Annotated in this window: 22 protein-coding genes and 1 tRNA gene; 17 read left to right on the top strand and 6 right to left on the bottom strand. The window is 61.4% G+C overall.

Features of this window, described 5'->3' with window-relative positions; translation table 11 throughout:
- The 12 genes from metG to ACWI6D_RS02035 all read left to right on the top strand — a co-directional run.
- Positions 1-1,334: methionine--tRNA ligase (gene metG, locus ACWI6D_RS02090; RefSeq protein WP_449133487.1), on the top strand; the 1,334-nt coding region annotated here is incomplete at its 5' end.
- A gap of 182 nt (positions 1,335-1,516) precedes the next feature.
- A complete protein-coding gene (locus ACWI6D_RS02085) occupies positions 1,517-2,593 on the top strand; it encodes a TatD family hydrolase (protein ID WP_449133486.1) in 1,077 nt (358 codons plus the stop codon).
- On the top strand, positions 2,590-3,735 hold the full coding sequence (locus ACWI6D_RS02080; protein WP_449133485.1) for a flavodoxin family protein: 1,146 nt from the start codon (positions 2,590-2,592) through the stop codon (positions 3,733-3,735). The genes ACWI6D_RS02085 and ACWI6D_RS02080 overlap by 4 nt, the downstream gene beginning before the upstream one ends.
- Positions 3,728-4,642: a 16S rRNA (adenine(1518)-N(6)/adenine(1519)-N(6))-dimethyltransferase RsmA gene (rsmA, locus tag ACWI6D_RS02075; RefSeq protein WP_449133484.1), complete on the top strand. Its 915-nt coding sequence runs from the start codon at positions 3,728-3,730 to the stop codon at positions 4,640-4,642. Before ACWI6D_RS02080 ends, rsmA begins: the two co-directional genes overlap by 8 nt.
- 183 nt (positions 4,643-4,825) lie before the next feature.
- Positions 4,826-5,158 (top strand): Veg family protein, encoded by a 333-nt coding sequence (locus ACWI6D_RS02070; RefSeq protein ID WP_129423261.1) that lies wholly within the window; start codon positions 4,826-4,828, stop codon positions 5,156-5,158.
- A gap of 164 nt (positions 5,159-5,322) precedes the next feature.
- Positions 5,323-5,398, top strand: a tRNA-Ala gene (locus ACWI6D_RS02065).
- Positions 5,399-5,549: 151 nt separating this feature from the next.
- On the top strand, positions 5,550-6,203 hold the full coding sequence (locus ACWI6D_RS02060; RefSeq protein WP_302936085.1) for an HAD family hydrolase: 654 nt from the start codon (positions 5,550-5,552) through the stop codon (positions 6,201-6,203).
- Positions 6,204-6,640: 437 nt separating this feature from the next.
- A complete protein-coding gene (locus tag ACWI6D_RS02055) occupies positions 6,641-7,060 on the top strand; it encodes a 6-pyruvoyl trahydropterin synthase family protein (protein WP_449133483.1) in 420 nt (139 codons plus the stop codon).
- A gap of 13 nt (positions 7,061-7,073) precedes the next feature.
- On the top strand, positions 7,074-7,910 hold the full coding sequence (locus tag ACWI6D_RS02050; protein WP_449133482.1) for a radical SAM protein: 837 nt from the start codon (positions 7,074-7,076) through the stop codon (positions 7,908-7,910).
- Positions 7,911-7,915: 5 nt separating this feature from the next.
- Positions 7,916-8,848, top strand: a complete 933-nt coding sequence (queC, locus tag ACWI6D_RS02045) for a 7-cyano-7-deazaguanine synthase QueC (protein ID WP_302936088.1) — start codon at positions 7,916-7,918, stop codon at positions 8,846-8,848.
- A 181-nt stretch (positions 8,849-9,029) separates the two neighbouring features.
- Positions 9,030-9,533, top strand: a complete 504-nt coding sequence (gene queF, locus ACWI6D_RS02040; protein ID WP_288284354.1) for a preQ(1) synthase — start codon at positions 9,030-9,032, stop codon at positions 9,531-9,533.
- Positions 9,534-9,541: 8 nt separating this feature from the next.
- Entirely contained in the window at positions 9,542-10,057 is a 516-nt protein-coding gene (locus ACWI6D_RS02035) for a phosphatase PAP2 family protein (protein WP_449133481.1), read from the top strand.
- Between the two features lie 321 nt (positions 10,058-10,378).
- Here the strand turns inward: ACWI6D_RS02035 and ACWI6D_RS02030 are convergent, their stop codons facing one another.
- Positions 10,379-11,674: an O-acetylhomoserine aminocarboxypropyltransferase/cysteine synthase family protein gene (locus ACWI6D_RS02030; RefSeq protein WP_288284352.1), complete on the bottom strand. Its 1,296-nt coding sequence runs from the start codon at positions 11,672-11,674 to the stop codon at positions 10,379-10,381.
- 132 nt (positions 11,675-11,806) lie between these two features.
- Positions 11,807-12,574 (bottom strand): putative ABC transporter permease, encoded by a 768-nt coding sequence (locus tag ACWI6D_RS02025; protein ID WP_449133488.1) that lies wholly within the window; start codon positions 12,572-12,574, stop codon positions 11,807-11,809.
- 60 nt (positions 12,575-12,634) lie between these two features.
- Here ACWI6D_RS02025 and ACWI6D_RS02020 point away from each other — a divergent pair, with 60 nt between their 5' ends.
- Positions 12,635-13,003, top strand: a complete 369-nt coding sequence (locus tag ACWI6D_RS02020) for a heavy-metal-associated domain-containing protein (RefSeq protein ID WP_449133480.1) — start codon at positions 12,635-12,637, stop codon at positions 13,001-13,003.
- 67 nt (positions 13,004-13,070) lie between these two features.
- Here the strand turns inward: ACWI6D_RS02020 and ACWI6D_RS02015 are convergent, their stop codons facing one another.
- From ACWI6D_RS02015 to ilvA, 3 genes are all read right to left on the bottom strand, one after another.
- On the bottom strand, positions 13,071-13,490 hold the full coding sequence (locus ACWI6D_RS02015; protein WP_449133479.1) for a flavodoxin: 420 nt from the start codon (positions 13,488-13,490) through the stop codon (positions 13,071-13,073).
- Positions 13,491-13,588: 98 nt separating this feature from the next.
- Complete coding sequence (locus ACWI6D_RS02010; RefSeq protein WP_288284349.1) at positions 13,589-14,305, bottom strand: DUF3793 family protein; 717 nt, start codon at positions 14,303-14,305, stop codon at positions 13,589-13,591.
- A 665-nt stretch (positions 14,306-14,970) separates the two neighbouring features.
- A complete protein-coding gene (gene ilvA / locus ACWI6D_RS02005) occupies positions 14,971-16,182 on the bottom strand; it encodes a threonine ammonia-lyase (protein ID WP_449133478.1) in 1,212 nt (403 codons plus the stop codon).
- Between the two features lie 197 nt (positions 16,183-16,379).
- Here ilvA and ACWI6D_RS02000 point away from each other — a divergent pair, with 197 nt between their 5' ends.
- The 3 genes from ACWI6D_RS02000 (at position 16,380) to acpS (ending at position 20,057) form a co-directional block, all read left to right on the top strand.
- On the top strand, positions 16,380-16,754 hold the full coding sequence (locus tag ACWI6D_RS02000; protein ID WP_449133477.1) for a RidA family protein: 375 nt from the start codon (positions 16,380-16,382) through the stop codon (positions 16,752-16,754).
- A 363-nt stretch (positions 16,755-17,117) separates the two neighbouring features.
- Positions 17,118-18,956, top strand: coding sequence for a glutamine--fructose-6-phosphate transaminase (isomerizing) (glmS, locus tag ACWI6D_RS01995; RefSeq protein WP_288284346.1), 1,839 nt, complete (start codon positions 17,118-17,120; stop codon positions 18,954-18,956).
- 477 nt (positions 18,957-19,433) lie between these two features.
- Entirely contained in the window at positions 19,434-20,057 is a 624-nt protein-coding gene (gene acpS / locus ACWI6D_RS01990) for a holo-ACP synthase (RefSeq protein WP_288284345.1), read from the top strand.
- Between the two features lie 377 nt (positions 20,058-20,434).
- Here acpS and ACWI6D_RS01985 read toward each other — a convergent pair whose 3' ends face one another.
- Positions 20,435-21,427, bottom strand: coding sequence for a hypothetical protein (locus ACWI6D_RS01985; RefSeq protein WP_449133476.1), 993 nt, complete (start codon positions 21,425-21,427; stop codon positions 20,435-20,437).
- Between the two features lie 1,260 nt (positions 21,428-22,687).
- Here ACWI6D_RS01985 and ACWI6D_RS01980 point away from each other — a divergent pair.
- Complete coding sequence (locus ACWI6D_RS01980; RefSeq protein ID WP_302936101.1) at positions 22,688-23,686, top strand: NAD(P)H-hydrate dehydratase; 999 nt, start codon at positions 22,688-22,690, stop codon at positions 23,684-23,686.
- Positions 23,687-23,888 lie beyond the last annotated feature (202 nt).

Genomic DNA, 23,888 nt, shown 5'->3' with positions numbered 1-23,888 from the left:
TCGACATCACCTACACCGATTTCGTGCGCACCACCCAGCCGCGCCACACCCGCACCGTGCAGAAGTTCTGGCAGGACCTGTTCGACAAGGGCTGGTGCTACAAGGGCAGCTACGAGGGCTGGTACTGCGTGCACGAGGAAACGTACTACGCCGAGTCTGACCTGGAGAAAAACGAAGACGGCGTGTTTGTGTGCCCCGACTGCAAGCGCCCGGTGCAAAAGGCTGGCGGCGAGGAAAACTGGTTCTTCAAGCTCTCCGAATTCCAAGAGCCGCTGCTGAAGTTCTACGAAGAGCATCCTGATTTCATCCGTCCCGAAACGCGCAAAAACGAAGTGGTCACGTTCGTGAAAAGCGGCCTGAAAGACCTGTCCATCAGCCGTTCCACGTTCGACTGGGGCGTGCCGCTGCCGTTTGACGAGGGCCACGTGGCCTACGTGTGGGCCGATGCACTGCTGGCCTACCTCACGGGCATCGGCTACGGCGACGAGGCGCGCGGCGACGAGTTCGAGCGTCGTTGGCCCATGCAGTACCACTTTGTGGGCAAGGACATCACGCGTTTCCACTGTGTCATTTGGCCGGCCATGCTTATGGCCGCCGGCTTGCCCATCCCGCACACGGTGTTCGGTCACGGCTTCCTGCTTACCAAGGGCGAGAAAATGTCGAAGTCGAAGGGCAACGGCATGAAGCCCGCCGACCTGGTGAAAATCTTCGGCGTGGACGCGTATCGCTACTACTTTATGTCCGACGTGCAGTTCGGCCACGACGGCAACATCTCCATGGAACGCATGGTGCAGGTGTACAACGCCGATTTGGCCAACACCTGGGGAAACCTGTGCAGTCGCGTGTTCAACATGACGAAGAAGTACTTCGACGGCAAGGTGCCTGCCGTGCCGGCCGACGCCGCAGAGCGTGTAGCGAACCCCATGCTGCCTATCGTGGAGCAGCTGTACGCGAAGTATGACCCGTGCATGGCGCAGGTGGACTTCACCGGTGCCGCCGCCGCGGTGCAGGAGCTGGCCAGCCGCGTGAACCTGTACGTGGAGGAAAGCACGCCGTGGAACCTGGCGAAGAACGAGGAAACGCAGGGCGACCTGGCGGCCGTTATCTACAACGCGCTTGAGGCCATCCGCATCATCGCGCTGTACATGGCGCCGTTCATGCCGAACACGTCCAACGAGGTGTTCGATCGCCTCAGCCTGGGCAAGGTTACCGACGTGGTGGACATCGAGGCCGCCACGAAGTGGGGCCAGTTGCCCGCCGGCAACGCCGTCACCGTCGGCGACCCGCTGTTCCCGCGCCTGAACATGGACGAGATCGACGTCAACGCCGAATAACTGGCACGTACGAAGCGGGGCAAAGGGAACTTCCTTTTGCCCCGCTTTTTTGGAACGAGACGCGGTTTGTCCGCGCCGTCTCGGCAAAATGGGACAAGGGGACAGTCCCTTTGTCCCATTTGAGCTTGAATCTGACAAGGGGACAGGTGCCTTGTCAGATTCGTTTTACCAAGGGAATGTGAATGACCGAAGAGCAAGAACAACCCGTATTTCTCGACGCGCTGTTTCGCCAGAAGCGCAAGCACGGCAAGTTTCGCCTGGTAGAGCCGCCGCGGCTTGAGGGCGCGGTGGCCGACACGCACGCGCACGTGCATCTGTTGGCCGATCCGGCGCTTGAGTTCGCGCGTTGCGCGGTGTGGGGCGTCGACTTCGTGTGCGACATCATCGACGTGCAGGAAGATGCGCCCGAGGTGTTCGATCGCTTCGATGGCTGGTATGTCGAAGCGGCCGAGCGTTTGCCGCAGGTAGTCGAATGCACGCGCGAGGTGCTGGCGGCTGGTGGCGATGCGGTAACGCATCTGCCCGATGGCGCGCTGCCGGCGGCGTTCGTGCTGCCCGAGGGGGCTGCCGCGCGTCCGCTGCCGCGGCTGCGCCTGGCGTGCGGCGTGCATCCGCACAACGCGAAGTTCTACGACGACGCCATGGAGGCGCGCCTTGTTACGCGCTTGGCCGATCCGCGCGTGTGCGCCGTGGGCGAGATCGGGCTGGACTACCATTACGATTTGTCGCCGCGCGAAGATCAGCGGCAGGCGTTTCGCCGTCAGATTCGCCTGGCACACGAAACGGGCTTGCCGGTGGCGTTGCATGTGCGCGAGGCGCACGACGAGGCGTTCGCCATATTGCGCGAAGAGGGCTTTCCGGCGGCCGGCACGCTGCTGCACTGCTTCGATTTGGATTGGGGAACGCTGGAACCCTGGGTTGAACAGGGGTGCTACGTTGCGCTGGGCGGCGCGCTCACGTTCAAGCGCTGCCAGGATACGCGCGATGCGGTGGCGCGCACGTCGCGCAACCTGCTGCTTACCGAAACCGATTCCCCGTACATGACGCCTGAGCCCATGCGCGGCGTGCCGTGCGGGCCGGCGCACACGGTGTTCACCGCTGCGTGCATGGCTGAAGTGCTAGGGTGTGAGAGCGCCGCCGCCCGGGCCGAATTGCTGGCGCAGCTGCGCGAAAACGCCCGCACGTTGCTTGACCGTCCGCTCACCGCTTGGCAGCAAGCCCATGCGCCCGCTGCCGTAAACGAAAGGAATTGCGAATGAAACGCCTGATTATTGTCGGGTCGCCTCGCGTCGAGGGCCGCAGCGGCGCGCTGGCGGACCTGCTGTTCGAAAGCTGCATCGAAGAATGTCCGGAAGACGAGGTGTTCCTGGCGCCGGTGTCCACGCTGGAAGTGGCCGGGTGCAATGCTTGCGATTGGTGCAAACGTGGTTCCGCCGTTCTGCCGAACGGCGGAGATGCCGACGTTGCGGCCACCTGTGGCAGCGCATCCCGCGGCGAAGCCGGAGACTTGCGTACCGAAGTACGCGGCGCCTCCGTCTTCCCTACGGGCTGCACCACCACAGGCGCCCTCACTGACTCTCCCAATTCCCTGAGCGATGGGAATCCCAACGACGCCAATCGTCGGTGCGTTATCCGCGACGACATGGATGACATCTATCCGCTGCTTGAGGACGCCGACGAGCTTATTGTGGTGGCGCCCGTGTACTTTGCGGGCCCGTCGTCGCAGCTCAAGGCTGTGCTCGACCGGTTCCAGCCGTATTTCTGGACGCGCCAGCGCGCGCGGCGGCGCCCCTGTACGCTGCACGTGGTGGGCGAGGGCGGCGATCCGCACGGCTTCGACCCGCTAGTGGGCACAGTTCGCTCGGCAGCTGCTGTGGCGGGCTTCCGTCTGGAGCGCGTGCTTGACTGGGTAGGCAAGATCGACGAGTCGGGCGAAATCGTAGCCGAAGCGGACGAATATCCCATCAGCGGCCCTGTTGTGCGCGCGTTCGCCGGCGGCGCATCTGCGGCGGCGGTCGAGCCTGCGGAAGCGTCGGCCGAGCAGCCGGCTGCGCCCGCCGAAAGCGTGCCTGAAGCGTTCGCGGAAAACGACTTCGCCGCCCAACTTGCTTCCCAGGCTGCGCGCAGACAGCAACGTGCACGTCTTGACCTGGGAGAAAACGGTTCCGAGCGCCAGGTTATCAAGCTTGACGAAGAAGGCCGTCGCGTTGATGCGGCTCAGCACGGGCGCAAGCGCTTCGCGCAAAAGAAGCACGCGAACGCTAAGCGCGGCACAAACGGCGTGCAGCAGGCCAAACACGACAACCCGCACGCGCAAAAGGGCAAAGGCGGCGGCAAGGCTGGCGGCGCGAAAGGCGGCAATGCTAACCGCGGCGGAAAGCAGGGGAAGCGCCGTGGGTAACCTGTCGACGCTTGCGAGTCTTGCCGCCACGCGCGAGGTGCTGGCCGACCACGGCCTGACGGCAAAGTATTCGCTGGGGCAAAACTTCCTGGTCAACGATGCCATTGTGCAGAAAATCGTCGCGCTTGCCGAGCTTGACGGCGCCGATCGCGTGTTGGAAATCGGTCCGGGCATCGGCACGCTTACCATGGCGCTGCTGAAAGGCGCCGCGCATGTCACGTCCATCGAGCGCGATGCCGATTTGCCGGCCGTGCTCGAAGAAACGCTGGCGCCGTGGTGGGACAAGTTCACGCTTATCCAGAAAGACGCACTTGACCTGCAGCTTTCCGACCTGAATGCGCAGGCTATGCCAACGAAGCTTGTGGCGAACCTGCCGTATGCCGTGGCAGCCACAGTGGTGCTCGACTACTTCCAACGCATTGATTCGCTTCAATCTGCAACGGTGATGGTGCAAAAAGAGGTGGCGGACCGCATGGCGGCCGATCCCGGCACGAAGAACTACGGGGCGTACACGGTGAAGCTGCGCCTGTACGCGCAGCCCGCTGGCCGTTTTCCCGTCAGTCCGAACAACTTCTTTCCGCCGCCGCGCGTGGACAGCGCCGTTATCCGCCTGAATCGTCGTCCCGTGACGGATGCTTCCGGAGCGCCGCTTGATGCAAATGTGGTGCGCGCGGCATGCACCATGGCCGATGCGGCATTCGCCAGCCGCCGCAAAACGCTTTCGAACTCTTGCAAAACGTACTTTGCCGGCCGCGGCGCGCAAGGCGGGGCGGTGGCGCAGCATTTGCCGGTGCTGTTCGAGCGCGCGTCAATCGACCCGAAGCGGCGCGGCGAAACGCTGTCGCTTGCGGAGTTCGTGCAGCTGGGGCAGGAGTTGCTTGCGGTGCAGGCACAGCTTGGCCAATAACGTTTTCATGCACCGATAAGGCCGGCGCTTGTTGGCCAAATATCACAGAACGGCCCAGCGGATGTGGCCGTTCTGTGATAACTGCTATAAAAATGGGTGCAAAAGATGGAGAAGTAAGCTTGCATTGACCCGCATGATACAATTGTGAACTGTTATCTGTGTGTTATGCGGGAAAGAGCTACTATGGATTTAGCGAAGCAAGCAAAAATCGTCGACTCCATTCATGATACGTTACATGACTTCGTCGGTCAACGCCTGAAGGTTCGCGCGAACATGGGTCGTTCTAAGATCGTCGAAAGCGAAGGCATTTTGATGCAGGTGCATCCGCAGCTGTTCATCATGGAAGTCGACCGCAAGCGCGGCCGCACGGCGCGTCAGTCCTACCAGTACGTCGACGTTTTGACGGGTATGGTGGAGCTGTCGCAGAACGGCGAGCCGCTGTTCGAGCCGTTCATCCCCGAGGGGGACGAGCCAGGCGTGGACATGTCCATGCTTGAGGAAAAGGTGCTTTCCTAGGCGCTTTCGAAATTGCAAGAAACGGGGGCCGGTGCGGCCCCTGTTTTGCGTATGGGCGCGCTGTGGCATGAAACATGGACATTTTGCGAATGCTGCGCAAGAACTGTTTGACAAAGCAAAGGTGAACGAGGAAAATGCTTTCTCGCGCAAAGCGCAATACCCATGGGGATGTAGCTCAGCTGGGAGAGCATCACGTTCGCAACGTGGGGGTCGTGGGTTCGAATCCCATCATCTCCACCATGGAAACTTCGGAGCCGTCAGTTTTCTGGCGGCTCTTTTTTATGTCGGAGGCCAAAAGGGTTCACGCCGGAAGGCGGGAGCTCGTCGGAAGCGCGGGGACCGTCGATTTGCCGGGCTTTTCGCAAAGGCCGCTCATTATCGAAGGAGAAACATGGCAGGCCTGAAAGCAGTGCTGTTCGACAACGATGGAACGTTGGTCGATTCGCATGATCTTATCCTTGCGAGTTTTCGCTATGCGGGGCCGGCGGTGCTTGGTCGGCAGCTCAGCGATGAAGAGTACCTGCAAAAGGTTGGGCAGCCGCTTTCGGTACAGGTGCGTGATTTCACCGATGACCCGCAGCTGCGGGAGCGGTTCTGCGAGGCGTACCGCGCGCATAACAAAACGGTGCACGACCAGATGATCAAGGCGTTTCCCGGCACCGTCGAAGCGCTGGCGAAGCTGGCGTCGGCGGGCTTGAATCTGGGCGTGGTCACGTCGAAGCGCCATGAGGTAGCGTGGCACGGGCTTGAGGTGGTCGGCGCGGCGCAGTACCTGGATTGCTGCGTGGGGTGGGACGACGTCGAGCGTCCCAAGCCCGATCCGCAGCCGGTGCAGCGCGGCTGCGAAATACTCGGCTTCGCGCCAGCTGAGTGTCTGTACGTGGGCGATGCTCCGTTCGATTTGCAGGCCGGGAATGCGGCCGGCACGAAAGCAGCGGCCGTGACCTGGGGCATGTTCGACGAAGCGCGGCTTGCGGCCGAAAATCCCACGTTCGTGGCGCATACGTGGGACGAACTTGTGAAGGGCGTTTTGGGGCTTCGCTAACGGAATCGATGCGCCGTACGGCCTTTTCGCGAGGCATTTCGGCGGCGGTAAAGACGCTACGGTGGCTCGGGTGAGTCTTGTTTGCAAGCGTTGATGGACCATCGGCGCGCCATGCTGCAGACAGAGCGGTGGTAACGTTTCGCGCTTGCGGTAATCGTGCGAAGGGCGCGCGGCGCCTTTCGCGGCGCGGTATACTTGCTGCACAACGAAATGGACAGTTCGAAAACCTCCTGTCGGTAAACAAAACTAGGTACCTTTGCTTGCTTTCGCAGCGGGAGCTGCCGGTGCTGCGTCTTGTGCGGCTGGGCATGGCTCGCGCGGGCGGACGCGGTTTTGCGGCGCGTCGAATGCGGTGTTGACGCGCATCGTGGTAGGCAACGCGTGTTATAAGGGCCTTTTCCGACGGCGGTTTTCGCTTTACGGGAAAGGCTTTTGCTATGTATGGCTTGAAAACGGAGAGCAGCTTCGATGCAGCTCATTTTCTGACGGATTATCACGGCAAGTGCGAGAACCTGCACGGCCACCGTTGGCGCGTGGTGGCGTATCTGGAGCAGGCGGAGCTGCAAACCGAGGGTACGCACAAGGACATGGTCATCGATTTCGCCGAGTTCAAGCATGCGCTGCGCGATTTGACCGAGGAGCTTGACCATTCGTTTGTGGTGGAAGAGGGCTCGCTTATGCCCGAAACGCTTGAATGCCTGCATAAAGAGGGCTTCACGCTTTCCATGATGCCGTTCCGCACCACGGCGGAGAATCTGGCGCGCTATTTCTTCGACAAGCTGGCCGAAAAGGGTTTCCCGGTGTCGCAGGTTGATGTGTACGAAACCCCGAACAACTGCGCGATTTACCGTGCCTAGCAGGGAAAACAACGTGCAACCTGCGGTTTGCGAGCCGCGCGGCGGCGCGCGTCAATCTGAACAGGCGGCAGCGCACGCAGGTGCTTCTTCGCCCGATGCGTGCGAAGCGTCTGCACTGCTTGGCGGCAACGGCGCCGAGGCAGGCTGCGCCGCCATGCCGGTGGTGGAGAAGTTCATCAGCATCAACGGCGAAGGGCGCTGCGCGGGCAAGCTGGCGGCGTTCATCCGCTTTGCGGGTTGCAACTTACGCTGCTCGTATTGCGACACGATGTGGGCGAACGAGCCGGGTGTTGCCGTGCAATCGGAAACGGTTGCGGCGCTGGTGGCGTGGGTACGCGAAACGGGCGTGGAGTGCGTGACGCTGACCGGTGGCGAGCCGGTGCTGCAACCGCATCTTGCGCAGCTGGTGCGCGTGCTGTGCGGCGAAGCAGGCCCGATTGGGCGCGGCTTGCGCGTGGAAGTTGAAACGAACGGGGCCGCTGACCTGGCAGAACTTGCCAATTTGCGGCAGCAGCTTCGCGGCGTGGCGCCCGGTGCGCTCACGTTTACCGTGGACTGGAAGTTGCCTTCAAGCGGTATGGAGGCGCACATGCTGCCCACCAATTTCGCGCTGCTTGATGCGCGCGATGCCGTGAAATTCGTGTGCGCCGAAAGCGATCTGCCGCGCGCGCTTGAAGTTGCACGGCAGCTTGACCTCCCCGGGCGCGTTCCGGTGTACCTCAGCCCGTGCTTCGGGCGCATCGAGCCGGCGCGCATCGTCGAGTTCATGCAGGAAAACGGCATGATATGGGCAACGGCTCAGCTGCAGTTGCACAAGATTATCTGGCCTAACGTTGAGAGGGGCGTGTAGCAGGCATGAAAGAATCCAACAAAGTGTTCCCGTCGTTGGCGCAAGCCGCGGCTGCGGTTCGCGAAGGCGCCTTTGGAACGGCAGCTGTCGGCGAAAAGTCGCACAACGCTACGGCCGCGTCCGGCACTGCGGCTAATGAGAGCTCCCGTTCGTTCGGGTCGTTCGCTGCTGCGGCAGCGGCGTACAAGGCGGCCGGCCCGCAGCTGGGAGCGTCGCAAGAGGGGCAAAAGGCGCTGGTGCTATGCAGCGGCGGCGTGGATTCCACCACGCTTCTGGCCATGGCGGTTGAGCGTTATGGCGCCGAAAACGTGTTCGCGCTGAGCATCTCGTATGGCCAACGCCACGAGAAAGAGATTGAAAGCGCGAAGGCTGTTGCGACGTATTACGGCGTTGAGCAGCGGTTTTTGGATCTGTCGGCCATTTTTGCCGACAGCAACTGCAGCCTGCTTGCGCACTCCACCGACCAGGTTCCCGAGGAAAGCTACGCCGAGCAGCTTGACGAAAGCAACGGCGCGCCGGTCAGCACGTACGTGCCGTTCCGCAACGGACTGTTCTTGTCGTCGGCAGCATCCATGGCGCTGTCGCTGGGCGCAAGCGTGCTGTATTACGGCGCGCACCACGACGACTGGGCGGGCAACGCGTACCCCGACTGCTCGCTGGAGTTCGTGTACGCCATGAACCTTGCCATCATGGAGGGCACGGGCGGCGAGCTGCGCATGGAGGCGCCGTTTGTGGAATGGTCGAAGGCCGATATCGTGAAACGCGGCCTTGAGCTGGGCGTTCCCTATGAGCTGACATGGAGCTGCTACGAGGGCGGCAACTACCCGTGCGGCGCATGCGGCACATGCATCGATCGCAATCGCGCGTTCGAGCTGAACGGCGTGCGCGACCCGCTGCTTGATGTGCTTGACGCACAGCGCGCGCAAGCGGGCAAATAGGGCTTGGCGCTGCGGCCTTGCCGAGCAATTAGGCCGCAGTACCTTTGGGTAAATGTAGCTGCAGCAACTGCGGGGCCTCTTGGCGATAGAGGATATCGAAGCTGCCTGTTTCTTCTCAAGGTCATCTCATTTGCAGATAACACGATATGCGCGTAACGTGTCCGCGCTTGAAAGGAATCTTATGACGAACGAAAAACCTACGCGCGAAGGCGCTGACGACCTGTCGCTTTTGGGCAATCAGGGCGTGCAATATCCGCAAACGTACGACCCCAGCGTGCTTGAGACGTTCGAGAACAAGCACCCGGGCAACGATTACTTCGTGAAGTTCAACTGTCCGGAATTCACGGCGTTGTGCCCGATCACCGGCCAGCCCGACTTCGCCACCATCTACATCTCGTACGTGCCGAACATCCGCATGGTGGAAAGCAAAAGCCTGAAGCTGTACCTGTTCAGCTTCCGCAACCATGGGGACTTCCATGAGGATTGCGTCAACGTCATCATGAAGGACCTCATTGCGCTGATGGACCCGAAGTACATCGAGGTGTGGGGCAAGTTCCTGCCGCGTGGCGGCATTTCCATCGACCCGTACTGCAACTACGGCAAGCCCGGCACGCGCTGGGAGCAGGTTGCGTGGGACCGTCTGGCGAACCACGATTTGCACCCGGAAGCGGTGAACAATCGCTAGGGAAGGGCATGAGGAAATCGACGTACATACGTATGACGAATGCGCTGCGGGCGCGGCCGGCTGCGACACGTGCGGTTGTGCTGGCGAACAAGGCCATCACGAATGCCGTGTATGTGGCGTATCCGTGCTTGCTCGCATGGCTTGCTGTGCGGCAGATTGCGTTTGGCTGGCCGGCAAAGCCGCTGCTGTGCGCGCTGCTGGTGCCAGGCGTATCGTTCGTGCTGGTCACCGCCTTGCGTAAAGCTATCAACGCGCCGCGTCCCTACGAAGTGTTCGATGCGGCGCCCGTCATCGCGAAAGATACGCAGGGCAATTCGTTTCCCAGCAGGCACACGTTCAGCATCTTCGTGATAGCCATGACGTTTTGCGTGTGGTGTCCGCTTGCGTGGGCAGGGCCGGCCATGTTGGCGGCGGGCGTTGCGCTTGCCGTCATTCGCGTGGTGTCGGGCGTGCATTTTCCGCGCGATGTGGTTGCCGGCGCCGTGCTGGGCATTGCGCTGGGTGCGGTTGGATTCTTGCTGTAGCAACAATCGCTTTCGCGCTGGTTTTGGAAACGCGACTGCCCGGGTATTGGCTGCGTCTGATTGCCCGCGGCGCCGCGGCTGCTGGCTGCTCCGGTCTTGCTGGATTGCCTGCGGTGTCGCGGGCTCGTTAAGCGGCGTCTCCGGCCTTCGCTATTTTCCTTTTGCAGCCCTGGTCAAACGGCTCGCAAATACAAGAAAGCCCGCTCAATGGGGAGTTGAGCGGGCTTTTGCTTGGCTGCCAAAGGCCAAGCTTGCGCAGCCAAGGAAACATGCAGAGCACGCCAGCGCGGCGATTCGCCTTCGCGCTTGCTGAGGGATAGGCTACTTGATGGCTTCGAAGCCGGCGGCCAGATCGGCGATGATGTCGTCGATGTTCTCGGTGCCGATGGACAGGCGCACGGTGGTGGGCTTGATGCCGGCGGCCAGCAGCTCTTCTTCGGTTAGCTGGGAGTGCGTGGTGGAAGCCGGGTGGATGACCAGGGACTTCACGTCGGCAACGTTGGCCAGCAGGCTGAATAGGCTCAGGCTTTCAGTGAACTTGCGGGCATCGTCGGCCGTGCCCTTCACATCGAACGTGAAGATGGAGCCGGCGCCATTGGGATAGTACTGGTCGTACAGCTCCTTGGCGCGGCCGGTGGCCAGCGACGGGTGGTTCACGGAAGCAACCTGCGGGTGGTTGTTCAGGAACTCGACAACCTTCAGCGCGTTCTCCACGTGGCGATCGACGCGCAGGGACAGCGTCTCAAGGCCGAGCAGCAGCAGCCAGGCGTTGAACGGCGAAAGCGTTGCGCCCTGGTCGCGCAGCAGCGTGGCGCGGGCCTTCGTGATGTAGGCAGCCTCACCGGCGGCCTCGGTGAACACCACGCCGTGATAGCTGGGGTTGGGCTTGGCAACGCCTGGGAATTTATCGGCGTTGGCGGCCCAGTCGAACTTGCCGGCGTCGGTGATCACGCCGCCCATGGCCGTGCCGTGGCCGCCGATGAACTTCGTAGCGGAATGCACGACGACGTCGGCGCCGTGCTCGATGGGGCGCAGCAGGTAGGGCGTGGAGAAGGTGGCGTCAACGATAAGCGGCACGTTGTGACGATGCGCGATGTCGGCCCAAGCCTCAAGGTCAAGCACGTCGGAGTTGGGGTTGCCCAGCGTTTCGGCGTACAACAGCTTCGTGTTGTCCTGGATGGCGGCCTCAACGGCGTTCAGGTCGGCGGGGTTGACGAACGTGGTGGAAAGGCCCTGATCAGCCAGTGTGTGCTCGAACAGGTTCAGCGTGCCGCCGTACAGGTTCGTGGAGGACACGATGTGGTCGCCGGCCGTGGCGATGTTCTGCACGGCGATGGTGATGGCAGCAGAACCGGTGGCAACGCCCAGGGACCCAACGCCGCCTTCAAGCGCGGCAACGCGCTCTTCGAAGATGCTGACGGTGGGGTTGGTCAGGCGGCTGTAGATGTTGCCGGGCTCGGTCAGGCCGAAGCGGCCGGCAGCGGTGGCGGCGTCCTTGAACACGTAGGACGACGTCAGGTAGATCGGCACGGCGCGGGAATCAGTGGCTGGATCGGGCTGCTCCTGGCCGGCGTGGACCTGCAGGGTTTCAAAGGCGTACTTCGCTTTCTCAGACATTTCGTTATCTCCTTAACCGATGACTATTGCTTTCTTGTTTTTGTATAACGTGATGACGGTTGTTAGTTATACCGAAGCAAAGGAAGTGGGTCAATAGGAATATAGGAGATTCCGTGCGCCGAGTATTTCGAATTATCGATACCCGGCGCGCGTGATGAACGATAAGCCTAGCAAAATTGTAGGTGTTACGGGTGAAAAGAGATCTTGAACAGGGAAAACGGTAAATGTCACAATGCGCTCTTTGCGATAGCGTTGTGCTGCGTCCGCACGAAGGAGTTGCTGTGAGGCAATGCGAATGATGCCAAGCGTGGCTGCGTTCTCGGCAGCTAATTTCGGGAAACGCTGCCAAACGTGCGGCGGTGTTGCCGTACTTACGAGAATTTCACCACGCACAGCACCACAAAGCCCACAACAACGATTGCAGCAACCGGGCGCATGACGCGGATGGGCACTTTTGCCAGCGCCTTTTGGCACAGCGGGTAGATGATTCACGTGTACAGCATGGCCAAGACGCCCAGGCCGATGTCGTTCACGATCTACGCCTGGCCCGAAAATGTTGCCAGGCAGTTGCGAGTTGTCCCACAGCGGGTAGTTGCCCGCGGCATCGGGCTGGTTGAGTAGAAAGCCCATGGCAAGCTCCATAGCCATGCACACCAGCACGGTGATGACGAAGTATTCCAGTGCGGCGCCCCACATGGTTTTGCGGCGTTTTACCAGCTGGATGAGCAGCGGCACCAGGGCGATGGCGCACACCAGCACGCCGATGCCGTATACCATGAACGGATACAGGGGGTCGTCCCACACCAGCGAATCGGCGTCCACGATGCCGAAGATGTTCATGAAGCTGCAGTAAAGGATTTCCATCCAATGGCCCGCCACGCTGAAGAAGCAGAAGTAAATGGCCTGGTTGCGCCGAAGTGTTACAATCGGTTAAGTTTCAGAAGTTATAAGGAGGAAACTATGGTCGCAACCGTGATTATCTGCATAGCAATCGTTGTCGCTGGCTTTTTTGCTGGACGGCAGGCTATCCGCACGTTTTCCGGCGATGGGTCGTGCTGCGGCAAGAAAAGCGCGAAGAAGGCCCGCCGCGTGCGCGTGACCGACACCGACGAGGCGAACTATCCGTACACCACCGATGTGCCTGTTGGCGGCATGACCTGCGAAAAGTGCGTGGCTGCTGTGGAAAATGCGCTGAACAGTATCGATGGCGTGTGGGCGCGCGTCAACCTTGCGGAAAAGAACGCCCACGTGCTGTCCAAACAGCCGCTTGACATGGAGCGCGTGAAAGACGTTTTGCGCGATGCCGGCTACTACGTGATGCAGCGATAAGAGACGCGGCGAGAAATCGAAATAGCGGCTAGACCAGCGCTTTGCAAGTGGTCTAGCCGCCGCTGCGTTATGCTAATTGCGCCCCGATGCGCATGCAGTCGGTTGCGGCATCGTCGTCAGGATAGTCTTTCGCGATGACGCTATCCACCACGTTCAAGCCGGCTTCCTCGGCGCGCTGCTCCCACAGCTCCATCCATTCGCCGTCGTTCCAGTCGTAAGAACCGAACAACGCCACCTTCTGGCCGGAAAGCGCCGGCTCAACTTCGTCGTACATAGGCAGGAATTCGCCGTCCTCAAGCTCTTCGTCGCCCATGGCGGGGCAGCCGAACGCGAAGGCGTCGTAGTCGGCAATGCGGTCAGCGCTGAAGTCGCCGCACTGGATGATGTCTGCGGTTGCTCCTGCGGCGCGTGCGCCCTGTGCCACCAGATCGGCCATGGCCTCGGTGTTGCCCGTGCCGCTCCAGAAAACCACTGCTACTTTGCTCATGGGAAAATCCTTTCGTTTGCGTGTGAAATGTCGGTCTGTGCCGAACGACCGGGGCGCTGCTCAAGCGCGCCGGGCGCAAGGCGCAGGGCCTTTGGCCTTCAGCCTGCTGCGGCGAATGCCTCGGCTGCGGGGAAGTTGTCGTCGAGCGTGGCAAGGCAGTCAATGGGCACGCCCTCGTCGTACAGGTCTTCGTAGGCCGAGGTGCACGTTTTGTAGCAGCAGAAGCACGCTTGCGCGTCGCGTTGCCGGCTGTACACCTTCCAGCAGCCGGTGCACAGGCAGTTTTCGCCCTTGTTCTCGATAAAACCGATGACGTCGTCGAAGGGGTAGCCCAAGAAGAAACCGATTTCGTGGGGGAATGCGCAACTTTCCGAAAGCGTGGCGGCAAGGTCGGTGCCGCAGATGCGGCGGTGCAGTTTCAGGATGCAGGCAGAAAGGTCGGCAGGGTTGTAGCCTTCGCTTTGCAGGTACTGGGCAATGTTGGGCTGCGAAAGGCTTGCTTTCAGCATAGTTGGACGGTAGACGTACAACAGCAGCCCAGTTTTGCGGCGCGCCAGCACTTCGATGCGAACGCCGCAAGGCTCAAGCTTTGCGCGGCATGCGGCAAGTTCGCGGGCGAACCGGCACGGCTCGGGTGCGAGCGCGCTGGATCCCGAGTTCAAGCGGCTATTTTGCGTGCGCATTCCGGGATTGTCGTCGTGTTCGATTCCTTCACGGCACACAAAAAGATTCGCCGGCTTCAGCCCTGCAAGCGTGGGGGAGCAGTGGTGGACGAGTTTTCGCTCAAGCAAATTGCTAGCTGCGGTTGTTCTCATGCTGCCTCCTAAAGTACGAAATGGCTAACATAGTAACAATAAGTAATCCGTAGTCAACTTACATTTTGAAAAACATTGCAAATCGACCGCGAAGCAACGTGAGCGGGTGTGATCGGTCGTCCGGTCTGTGGGGAATTGCTTGTTGCGCTGCGCTTGTGAGCGCAAACTCCCATTAGTTTGCGTTTTGCGGCGTTTCCGCTTGGTAGCGCAAGTGCTGGCTTGGCTGTGACATGGGGAAACGTGTAACCGAGATGCTTCGATAATCAACGCAATGATGTTAAAACGCAAACTAGCGGGAGTTCGCGCTCAATGCGACAGCAAAGAGGCTTCAGGGGGCGTTTCGGCACTTGATGGTCGCAAGAATGGCGCGCATGGATGGCTGACGTGCCGGACTTACGCTCCCACAAACACAAGCGTTATGGTTGTTGCCGCGAGTATGCCAAGGGTTCGAGCTTTGCGGCGTTGCTAGTTTCGGATGATCTTTGCCTGCTGACGCCTTTGCCCGTTGCGTTGCCGTAGGTCCAGCGGCGCTGCTCACCCGGCGTGCGCGGGGCTTTTCGGAACCTTGGCGGGCAACAAACAAGCCCCCGACCTGCAGCGTTTTAGAAACGCGAGGTCAGGGGCCTTTGCGGCGTTATGCTGCGCGCGGGTAGACCCGCGGGTGCTTACAGGTGCGCCTGGATAAGCTTCGGGCGGAAGCCTTCGTCCTCAAGTGCCTCGACGATCTGCTTCTTGTGATCGGGACCGAACGCCTCGATGGTGACGCGCAGCTCCACGGCGGCCTGGCGGTTCGTGCTGACGAATTGGTTGTGGTCGAGGCGGATGACGTTGCCTTTGTTGTCAGCGACGACCGACGCCACGCGCACCAGTTCGCCGGGGCGGTCGGGCAGAAGCACGCTGACGGTGAAGATGCGGTCGCGCTGGATGAGGCCGTGCTGCACCACCGACGACATGGTGATGACGTCCATGTTGCCGCCGGACAGGATGGACACAACCTTTTTGCCTTCGAAATCAAGGTGACGCAGGGCGGCCACGGTCAGCAGGCCGGAGTTCTCCACGATCATCTTGTGGTTCTCCACCATGTCCAGGAAGGCCACGATGATCTCTTCGTCGTCAACGGTGATGATGCCGTCGAGGTTTTGCTGGATGTAGGGGAAGATCTTGTCGCCCGGCTCAAGCACGGCGGTGCCGTCGGCGATGGTGTTCGCGCTGGGCAGCTTCACCACGTGGCCGGCTTCAAGCGAGGCTTTCATGCAAGCGGCGCCGGCGGGCTCCACGCCGATGACCTTGATGTGCGGGTTCAGCAGCTTGGCCAGTGTGGACACGCCCGTGGCCAGTCCGCCGCCGCCGATGGGCACCAGGATGTAGTCGACCAGCGGCAGCTCCTGCACGATTTCCATGGCGATGGTGCCCTGGCCCGTGGCAACGCCCAGGTCGTTGAACGGGTGGATGAACGTGTAGCCGTTTTCTTCGGCCAGCTTCAGCGCGTGCTCGTAGGCCTCGTCGTAGACGTTGCCGGCCAACACCACGTCGGCGCCGAGCGCTTTCGTGCGCTCAACCTTGATGAGCGGCGTGGTGGTGGGCATGACGATAGTGGCCTTCACGCCGTAATGGCGTGCGGCGTAGGCGACGCCCTGCGCGTGGTTGCCGGCCGATGCGGTGATGAGGCCGCGATCGCGCTCCTCGTCGGTTAGCGTGCTGATTTTGTAGTAGGCGCCGCGCACCTTGTATGCGCCGGTGCGCTGCATGTTCTCGGGCTTGAAAAATACGCGATTGTGGGAAATCTCGCTGAAGTAGGGGCTTTCAATAAGCTTCGTCTCCTGTGTAACTTCCTTGACTTTGGCGGCTGCTTCTTCGAATGCATCCAGCGTCAGCATAGTTCACCCCTTTGGCTTTGTTCGCGACGGTTTTGTGTTGGGAACCATCATAGCCGTGCACGCGGTAAAATAGGGGATGTTCCATATCAGCGCGACAAAATAGCTGCCGCGGCGCAGTAATTTTTTGCCCGTGGCGCCCGCGCTGGGCAAGACGCGCTTTGCGCAGAGGGGCCATTGCGCCCGGAAGGAAGGTCATCATGAAGGTTATCGCCACCCCGAGCGCTCCGGCGGCAATCGGTCCGTACGTGCAGGGCCGCGTGTCCGGCAACTTGCTGTTCGCCAGCGGTCAGATCGCGCTCGACCCGGCAACCGGCGAGCTGGTGGGCACCACCATCGAGGAGCAGACGGCGCAGGTCATGAAGAATGTGGCGGCAATTCTGGCCGAGGCGGGCACCGATTTCGACCACGTGCTGAAGGCCACGTGCTTCCTTGACGATATCAACGACTTCGCGGCGTTCAACGCCGAGTACGCCAAGTCGTTCGGCGATGCGCGCCCCGCACGTTCGGCTGTGGGCGTGGCGAAGCTGCCGAAGGGCGCCCTGGTGGAGGTCGAGGTTATCGCCGAGGTGTAGCGCGAAGGGCTTGCGGGTTTTGCTTGCGAGCGGTGAGAGGCATGCAAGCCGCGAGGGCCTGCATGGTTTGTTTGCGGACGGGGCGTCGCTTGTGCGGCGCCCCGCTTTTTGCGCGCTTACTACTTTGGTCGCGTCGCTTGCGTCGAAGCTTGCGAGCTGAGCATGGTTTCGCACGCCGCAAACGGCGGCTTGCGCGGGGTAAGCGGCGCTTGCGCTAGAGATTGTGCGCAGGTGCGCGGGCGTGGGTTTTCGCTTGTGTACCATAGGCGGGTACGACAAGCCCGACCATGCGGCCGGCTCGCGTTTGCGCAGGCCGCACGCCATGTTCGGGATGCAATCCTTAACGGCAAAGGAGCGATGCGCATGTGCGGAATCGTTGGTTTCACGGGCACGCGAGCGGCCCAAGGCGTCTTGATCGAGGGCCTGTCGCGGCTTGAATATCGCGGCTACGACAGCGCCGGCGTGGCCATCTATCAGGACGGCAAGCTTGAGGTCGTCCACCGCAAGGGCAAGGTTTCCAGCTTGGCGCACACGTTGGGGCATTTCAACTTTGCGGGCACGTGCGGCATTGGCCACACTCGCTGGGCCACGCACGGCCGTCCGAGCGAGGCGAATGCCCATCCGCACACCAGCTGCGACGGCCGCATCGCGGTGGTGCACAACGGCATCATCGAGAACTTCGCCGATTTACGCGAGGAATTGCAGGCAGCTGGCCATACGTTCACGAGCGACACCGACACCGAGGTGGTTCCGCACCTGGTTGAGCAGGCGCTTTCCGAAGGCGCGCCCGACCTGATGGCGGCCGTGGCCCGAGCGTGCGAGCGCCTGGTGGGCGCCTACGCGCTGGCCGTGACGTCGGCTGACGAGCCGGGCACCATCGTGGCCACGCGCAAGGACTCGCCGCTGGTTGTGGGCCAGGGCGAAGACGGTGCCTACGTTGCCAGCGACATCATCGCCATGATCGACGCCACGCGCGACGTGGTGGTTATGAACGACGGCGAAATGGCGCGCCTGACGCCTGAAGGCGTGACGTACTACACCGCATCTGGCCAGGTCATCGAGCAGCCGAAGGTCACGCACGTGGATTGGGACCTCGACGTGGCCGAAAAGGGCGGCTACCCCGACTTCATGCTGAAGGAGATTCACGAGCAGCCGCGCGTCATCCGCGACACGCTGGCTGGGCGCCTGGTGGGCGGCGCGCTGTCCATCGACGAGCTGGACCTGTCCGTTGAGGAGCTCAACCTCATCGATCGCGTGTACATTATCGCGTGCGGCACCAGCTACCACGCCGGCCTCATCGCGAAGAACCTCATTGAAGGCTGGGCGCGCATCCCTTGTGAATGCGAAGTGGCCAGCGAATTCCGCTATCGCAACCCCATCATCACGCCAACCACGCTGGTGGTGGCGGTGTCGCAGTCCGGCGAGACGGCCGACACGCTGGCTGCCATTCGCGACGCGCGCGTGAAGGGCGCCCGCGTGTTCGGCATCACCAACGTGGTGGGAAGCCCCGTGGCGCGCGAGTCCGACGGCGTCATCTACACGAAGGCCAACAAGGAGATTGCCGTTGCCTCCACGAAGTCCTTCCTGGGCCAGGTGGTGTCGCTGACATTGCTTGCCATGCTGTTGGCGCAGGTCAAGGGCAAGTTGAAGATGAATCAGATCCGTCTGCTGTTCCGCGAGCTGGCCGATACCGCCGATCAGGTCGAGCGCATCTTGGCCGAGTGCAAGCCGGCCATCGAGGAGGCGGCGCTGGCGTGCAAAGACGCCCGCAGCGCGCTGTTCGTGGGCCGCGGCATGGGCGCGGCGGTCAGCCGCGAGGGCGCGCTCAAGCTCAAGGAAATCAGCTACCTGCACGCCGAATCCTATCCGGCCGGCGAGATGAAGCACGGCCCCATCGCGCTGATCGACGAAGGGTTCCCTGTCATTGCCGTTGCCACGAAAAGCCCGGTGTACGACAAGCTGGTGTCGAACCTGCAGGAAAGCAAGGCGCGCGGTGCCATGGTGGTGGCCATTGCCACGGAAGGCGACGAGGAGATTCGCAAGCACGCCGACCACGTCATCTACATCCCGAAGGTGCGCGATGCGTTTTCTGCCATCACGGCCAGCGTGCCGCTGCAGCTGCTGGCGCGCGCCATCGCCGTGGCCCGTGGCTGCGACGTCGACCAGCCGCGCAACCTGGCAAAAAGCGTAACGGTGGAGTAACGCGCAGTTTGACCTGCGAAAATTTGCCGCAAGACAAGGCGACCCAGGTTTACAGCTTGGGTCGCCTTGCGTTTGCGATCGCGGAAGTGCGTTGACCGTTGGAGCCAAGATGGGCAGGCGTTGGCCCCCCCTTCCGCTGCTCGCGCAGCACCTTTCGCATCGTGCTTTCGTGATTGCCGGGCTGAGGCGGTCAAACGCCGCTAAAGCGGACGGGCAGTATCCGTCCCACCCCCCCCTTGCCGTCTCCGGCAACCGGGTTCTGCCGTTCGCATACCGATTTTGGCCTGGCGGAGCTTTCTGGAATGCTGCGTGGTTTTGGTGCGCTGCCGCTTGGGCTGGTCGGCTTTCGGCCTTCGCCTTTGCGTACAATAGCGGTCAAGAAGATAGATGGTGCGCTCACCGTGTTGAACTATGGCGCTGGTGCGCGGCTTCGAAGCGATGTGGGAAAGGCTGTCTGTGGCAGACAAGAGGCAAACTATGGCGAATAGTGAAAACGTTGCTGCACCTTCGCAGGTGGAAGGCTTGTTCGGCGCTGTTGATGGCGCGGTTGGCCTGGGCGTGGACATTGTGGAGATCGAGCGTATGCGCAAGATTCTGAAACGTTCCCCCGCGTTCGCCCGCAAGGTGTTCAGTTGCGAGGAATGCTGCTACTGCGATGCCACCTCGCAGCCCGAGGTGCACTACGCCACGCGCTTTGCCGCGAAGGAAGCCGTGCTCAAGGCGTTGGGCACGGGCTTTTCCGAGGGCATCGGCGTGCGCGACGTCGAGGTTCGCCGCACGTCGAAGGGTCGCCCGTACGCAGTGCTTTCGGGCCGCGCGAAGCAGGTGGCGCAGTCGCTTGGCGTGCGCGAGCTGCCGCTTTCGCTTTCCTTCACGCATACCGATGCCGTGGCCTGTGCCATGGCCATCACAGAGGGCTCGGTGCGCGCGCAACAGCAGCGCCGCGACCCGATGGAAGAGCTTGCGCGCCAGTTCAAGGAAGCGCGCACGCTGCTCGACGACCTTGACGCAGCCGAGCCGGCAACCGTAAAACCCCAGGTCCCCGATGCCCACGCCGCCATGAACATGGTGCGCGACGCACAAAACGCCAAGGAAGCGTAAAGCCCCGCAAGCGCAGTACGGCTTCGCTGCGTTTAGGAACTCGCAATAGTGGCCACTGTTGGCCAATTCTTCGACTTCCTGAATGTTTGGCGGAACGGATGCCCTTCGCTTTGGCGAGTTTGTTGCGGCTTAGCGAAACTGCAACGTTGTGACCAGGGGTTTTACTGGCGGCGAATTTACTGCATGACAACACGGATGCGTGCAGATTCGCAGTCGTTCAGCTTTGTCGTTATATGTCCCCAATTCGTTCAGCTTCTCAAAATAATGGCAAACAATGGCCAATTATTCGGGAAGCTGAACGTGAGTGGGCCCCGGCAAGTTACAACTTGGGTTCAAGCGCGCTTCGCTTTGTTCGCATCACTTTTGGCCGCTGGGGCTTAATGCGAAAGAAGATGATCTCGAAGCGGCTGTGCGTGCCTGCGGTTTTCCCAGGTAGGTTGCGCTGCCAGCGCTTTCCTCAGGTGAATCTGGCGTTGTTCGAAGCGCACGTCCCGTATGCGAATTCGCTTATGAAGGTGCTTTGCGATGATGCGTGCGACGCGGTTGAAATCATCTCGGTTTTGGTACTCGGCGCGCGTGACCGTTATCACGCTGATGTCGAGGTACGACAACGCGTTGCGGCGTGCCGAATCTGCGGCGATGCGCTGTGCGCCGGTGTGTACGGCATCGCTGTCGTATTCGACGGCGACGTTGCAGTCTGGCCAAAACAGGTCGCAGACAAAATAATGCCGGCCAGTCGCTCGCCGTGCGTAGGTGCCCAGCGGCAAACTGTGGTTCAACTGGGCCTTTGGCAGACCAAGCCCTCCTTCCGCCAAGGGAAGCGTAAGCGACATGGCAATCCTCGTCTCGGCCGGTGACGCCGCGTTCTCGGCGATGTAACGCAACGCGCGCCGCGCTTTCGCTGAGCCGCGCAATGACGCGTTGCCGCATGCGAATTGCACGATTCGTTGCGGCGTTGTGAGCGGTTTGCGCTGGAAAAACCCGCCGCTTGCCGTGCGGTCCACGGAATACGCACCGCAAAGCTCGAAGCCCAGGCGCACCTGTTCGGGGAATGGCAGGTGGGTGGCAACTTGAACGAAGGCGAGCTCAACGGGGCACACCAAGACGCCTTCGCATGCGACGGCAAGAGGAAGGCCTTTGGCAAAAAGGCTGCAAGAATGATGGTGAAAGGGGCCATTGCTTGGCCAAGGTGTTTTCGTGAGCGTGTGCACGGGCGTGCCAAGCTGGTTTGCGAAACGTTGCAAAAAACGATTGCGCTCGTGTGAGGAAGGGCCCTTCTCGGGAATGTCTGCGCGCACGATTTTTGGCTGCACCTTGCGCGGGGATAGCCAAAACTCTAGTGCTGATATGTGGGATAGAATGATTGTCATGCGGGTAGCATAGCATTGCAAAATGCCAGGTCACACGACAATTTTTCGCAATCAGATTTCGGCAAGGTTTACTGATGATGCGCGAATGCGCGCGTGTAAGCTTTTGCGTGTTGCCGGCGTGCATTTGTGCAAGGTTGCTCAATAAGCGCGCAAAATCAGGGGACGGGCACCCCGAAAATGCTCATTCGGGGTGAACTGCGCTCCAGGTTTTCCGGCAGGCTTGTTGGAAGAAACCGCAAGGGGCAGGGAATAAAAGCTTGGGAATTGAGTCAAGTTTGGAAAGGCAAGCGGGCGCGGATGGCCTGCGCTTGATTGTGGGACCATGGGCTCGGCCTTATCGGCTAGCATTTGACTTCGTTGTGTTCGTGCTTGATTTTTCCGGACCCTATGTTGGACTTGTCGGGCTGGCTTGTCGGGGCGTTTTCACCCCGGTTGGTTACTTTGGGCCATTGCGGTTATTCAGGAAAGCGGGTATTTGGCCACTGTTGGCCAGCAATTCGAGAATCTGAACACCGGCAGTAGTAAAGTCGGTTGTGCGAGATGGTTATGAGAAAGCTTGTGGTTGTGTGACCAGGTATTTTGTATCGAGTTAGCAATTTTGGAAGCCTGCGGTTCTGCTCGCTCGGAGGGGGGGCGACATTCAGATTCGCTGATCTTTGTCCAAAAAACGTTCAGCTTCTCAAAATATTGGCGAAGAGTGGCCGTTTTCGCGAGAAGCTGAACGCTAGGGGATGGGAATAGGCTAGCTGCTGTCTCGGGTTGCCAGAGAGGGGGATCGTGGCCGCTCTGGTTTGCTGGGGGGGTAAGGAAAGGCCTGCTGTCGTCCTGCGTTGCTGGGGGGTAGGGTGAGGGAAGGCTTGCTCTCTTCCTGGGTTGATGGGGGTAGGGAAAGTTGCTGGGATGGGGATGAGTCTCCCTGGGCTGCTGGAGCAGGGAAAGACCAACTGTTATTCTGGGCTGTCAGGATGGGAAGAGGCCTTCTTTCGCTTTAGGTTCTGGTGCGGGGCGAATGCGCCGTGAACTTAGGTTGCTGGGGCGGGGCGAATGCGTTGTGGGCTTTGGCCGCCGGGGCGGACGGAGCCTGCCGGCCGGATTGCGAGGGTGGGCGAACCTGGCGATTGGGTTGCTGGGTGCGCAGCGGCGGTTGCCGCGGGCTTCTTGAGGGCAAACAAGGCCTGTGCGACTATTATTTACTGAGGGTTTACATGCTTGGGGTACACTTGCGGAAAATGTGGGCGGCCGGTTAGGAGCGAGTGGAAGATGCGGCGGACGAAAAAGTACACGTTGGAGCAGGTGGCGGCGTTGCTTCCTTGGCCCGACGATGCGGCGAACAAATACTCGCGCGGCAAGGTGACGCTTGTTGCAGGTTGCGCGGACTATCCGGGCGCCGCGTGCTTGGCGGCTACGGCCTCGCAGCGCATGGGTGCGGGGTATACCGAGGTTGTTTGCGCGCCGCAGTCCGTGTCGGCGGTTCGCGTGGCAAGCCCGTCGCTGGTGGTGCGCGCGTGGGACGAGCTGGCGGCCTACGCGCAGCTTGATCCCGACGAGCGCGGCGCCGCTATGGCGCCGCTTGTTGCGCCCGCGGCGCCCGGCTTGGCCGCGCCGCATCATCCTGCCAGGTCAGCGCGCCCCTTGTACGCGGTCCCTCGCCCGAAAGCGCTGGGGCCTGCGCGCCCGAAGCACCCGCTGGCGTTTCTTGTGGGCAGCGGCTTTAACGCCGACGACGCGCTTTCGGCGCAGCTGACATGCGCCGTCCTTGACGGCGCGGCGGCTCCGGTGCTCGTTGACGGCGGCGCGCTTGACGCGCTGACCTCTCCCGAGGGCCGCCTGTTGCTGCGCCGTCGCTTCGTGGACGGCCTGCCCACCGTCATCACGCCGCATGCGGGCGAGGCCGCTCGGCTTGCCGCGCCGCTTGAGCTTCCCACCGACGACCCGGCGCAGCTGGCGTTGCTGTTGTCGCAAGCCTACGGCGTCACCGCCATGGTGAAAGGCCCCACTACCTATATATCGGATGGCGAAACCGTTGTGCGCATGTCGGACGGAACGCCCGCGCTTGCGAAGGCGGGCACGGGCGACGTGCTGGCCGGCATGACCGCGGCGTTGCTTGCCCAAAAGCTTGCTCCTGTTGACGCCTGCGTGCTTGCCGCCACGTTGCATGCGCGCGCCGCGCAGGCAGCGGCCAAGCGCCTGACCAGCATCTGCGTGGTTGCCGAAGACGTGGTGGCGGCTATTCCCGAAGCAATTGCCTCGCTGTCGTAGCATTCGCGCGTCGCTTGCCGATCTGTCTCCTCCTAGACCAGGCTTTTGGCAGCAAAGGGAACGCGGGGCTTCTTGGCATGAGCCCTAATGCGAGGCTTGCCCTCGCGTCAAGCGTAAGCTTACGCGGCTTCCCGCTTCGTGTCGCAAACGCCCGTTTTCGTACACCGTTGGCGTTTGCCTTCGCTTATGCTGAGGGTATTCG

The organism is Senegalimassilia sp. (assembly GCF_977052095.1).
The sequence above is the reverse complement of the archived record's forward strand: the minus strand, read 5'-3'. Positions and strand labels throughout refer to the sequence as shown.

Excerpts from the sequence above, each read along its gene's own strand:
- ACWI6D_RS02085 (WP_449133486.1), top strand. The coding sequence starts at position 1,517 with ATGACCGAAGAGCAAGAACAACCCGTATTTCTCGACGCGCTGTTTCGC.
- ACWI6D_RS02080 (WP_449133485.1), top strand. The coding sequence starts at position 2,590 with ATGAAACGCCTGATTATTGTCGGGTCGCCTCGCGTCGAGGGCCGCAGC.
- ACWI6D_RS02070 (WP_129423261.1), top strand. The coding sequence starts at position 4,826 with ATGGATTTAGCGAAGCAAGCAAAAATCGTCGACTCCATTCATGATACG.
- ACWI6D_RS02060 (WP_302936085.1), top strand. The coding sequence starts at position 5,550 with ATGGCAGGCCTGAAAGCAGTGCTGTTCGACAACGATGGAACGTTGGTC.
- ACWI6D_RS02055 (WP_449133483.1), top strand. The coding sequence starts at position 6,641 with ATGTATGGCTTGAAAACGGAGAGCAGCTTCGATGCAGCTCATTTTCTG.
- queC (WP_302936088.1), top strand. The coding sequence starts at position 7,916 with ATGAAAGAATCCAACAAAGTGTTCCCGTCGTTGGCGCAAGCCGCGGCT.
- queF (WP_288284354.1), top strand. The coding sequence starts at position 9,030 with ATGACGAACGAAAAACCTACGCGCGAAGGCGCTGACGACCTGTCGCTT.
- ACWI6D_RS02035 (WP_449133481.1), top strand. The coding sequence starts at position 9,542 with ATGAGGAAATCGACGTACATACGTATGACGAATGCGCTGCGGGCGCGG.
- ACWI6D_RS02030 (WP_288284352.1), bottom strand. The coding sequence starts at position 11,674 with ATGTCTGAGAAAGCGAAGTACGCCTTTGAAACCCTGCAGGTCCACGCC.
- ACWI6D_RS02020 (WP_449133480.1), top strand. The coding sequence starts at position 12,635 with ATGGTCGCAACCGTGATTATCTGCATAGCAATCGTTGTCGCTGGCTTT.
- ACWI6D_RS02015 (WP_449133479.1), bottom strand. The coding sequence starts at position 13,490 with ATGAGCAAAGTAGCAGTGGTTTTCTGGAGCGGCACGGGCAACACCGAG.
- ACWI6D_RS02010 (WP_288284349.1), bottom strand. The coding sequence starts at position 14,305 with ATGAGAACAACCGCAGCTAGCAATTTGCTTGAGCGAAAACTCGTCCAC.
- ilvA (WP_449133478.1), bottom strand. The coding sequence starts at position 16,182 with ATGCTGACGCTGGATGCATTCGAAGAAGCAGCCGCCAAAGTCAAGGAA.
- ACWI6D_RS02000 (WP_449133477.1), top strand. The coding sequence starts at position 16,380 with ATGAAGGTTATCGCCACCCCGAGCGCTCCGGCGGCAATCGGTCCGTAC.
- glmS (WP_288284346.1), top strand. The coding sequence starts at position 17,118 with ATGTGCGGAATCGTTGGTTTCACGGGCACGCGAGCGGCCCAAGGCGTC.
- acpS (WP_288284345.1), top strand. The coding sequence starts at position 19,434 with ATGGCGAATAGTGAAAACGTTGCTGCACCTTCGCAGGTGGAAGGCTTG.
- ACWI6D_RS01985 (WP_449133476.1), bottom strand. The coding sequence starts at position 21,427 with ATGACAATCATTCTATCCCACATATCAGCACTAGAGTTTTGGCTATCC.
- ACWI6D_RS01980 (WP_302936101.1), top strand. The coding sequence starts at position 22,688 with ATGCGGCGGACGAAAAAGTACACGTTGGAGCAGGTGGCGGCGTTGCTT.